This window comes from Pseudomonas sp. GL93, from assembly GCF_003408955.1.
In the GTDB taxonomy this organism is placed as follows: domain Bacteria; phylum Pseudomonadota; class Gammaproteobacteria; order Pseudomonadales; family Pseudomonadaceae; genus Aquipseudomonas; species Aquipseudomonas paracarnis.
Genome location: NZ_NKRF01000030.1, coordinates 1 through 1,314, shown reverse-complemented (window position 1 = coordinate 1,314; position 1,314 = coordinate 1). Strand labels below are relative to the sequence as shown.

The following is a 1,314-nucleotide window of genomic DNA, read 5'->3' as shown; positions in this document are numbered from 1 at the left end:
TGTCCAGTCCTGAAATAGGTTTACACCCTGTTTCAGTCTCAAAACGCCCGATGCACCGCATCGGGCGTTTTGTATTTCAGGGACAGGTGTGGCCGTTCCCCGTTGTAGATCAGCACCGACTCATCCACCATTTTCACTGCGTCCGCCAGATTTTTAGGGCGATACAGCAGGAACTCGGTCTTCAAAATGCCGTTTATCCTCTCCGCCAGAGCATTCTGGTAGCAGTCATAGCCGTCGGTCATTGAGCATCTGATGCCATGACTAGCGTGCAAACGTTGATAACGCTCAGAGCAGTATTGGGCGCCGCGGTCTGAGTGATGGATCAGTGGCAGCGTGCTTCGGCGTTCGCCAACTGCCTTTTCCATCGCCTTGATCACCGACTCGGTATGCAAGCTCTCATGCACATGATGGCCTACGATCTTGCGCGAGTAGGCGTCTGTCACCAGGCTCACATAAACCACGCTTTCCCGTGTCGGCAGGTAGGTTATATCTGCAACCCAGACCTGCTCTGGCCTATTGGCCACAATCTGGTCCTGACCCGCTTTGAGCAGGTTAGGATGGCGTCGAAAACGGTGATGGCTGTCTGTCGTTTTGTGGTAAGCCCGTTTGCGCACAACCAGTTCTCGAGCGTTGCGCAGGATGCTAAACAGGCGGTCTCTGCCGACCCGCACTGATGCGCCAACTTCGACGCTCATCAGGTAATGCAGCTTGCGCGTGCCTATCCGTGGTTGGCGGCGGCGCTTTTCAAGAACATAGTCCATGACTTCTTGATCTTGACGAGCCCTCTCGTCGAAAGCCCGATTGCGTTGGTAATACGCTTGGCGCGAAATGCCCATGAACAGGCAAGCCCTGGTGACGCTCAGGCCTTGGATTTGCCCTTGCGAGAGGACTTGCCGGGTCGCTTTTTTACGACGGAAACACCGTAGTCCTTCTTCAGAACATTCACAACGGCTTCGAAGAATTGCGCTTTCTGATTACTTAGCGCCAGCTGTTCTTCAAGCTCTTTGATCCGCTGCTCGGGGGTCAGCGGGAGGGTTGGCTCGGTCATGGACCTGCTCCTCGGCTCTCGAATTGAGGCGCCTTGACTCCAGTCCTGCCGGCCGTGCTTGCGTAGCCAGACCAGTACCGTGGACCGGCCCTGAATGCCGTAGCGCCGTTGAGCCTCTTTATAACTCAACTCGCCCTTTTCGACCTGGTCTACGACCGATAATTTAAAGGCTAGCGTGTAGTCACGCTGGCTCCGCCTTTTGCCTGAATCCATTGACTCCTCCTGAAGATAGGTCAGAAGGCGTAAACCTTATTCAGGACGGGACA

General features: G+C 54.9%; 1 protein-coding gene. It reads right to left on the bottom strand.

Annotation, left to right across the window (positions count from 1 at the left end; genetic code table 11):
* Nucleotides 1-38: 38 nt before the first annotated feature.
* Nucleotides 39-1,261 (bottom strand): IS3 family transposase gene (locus CER19_RS05770; RefSeq protein ID WP_165861603.1). Its coding sequence is split into 2 segments (ribosomal slippage): nucleotides 39-910 and nucleotides 910-1,261, totalling 1,224 coding nucleotides; the frame shifts between segments, so codons are not numbered across the junction.
* Nucleotides 1,262-1,314 lie beyond the last annotated feature (53 nt).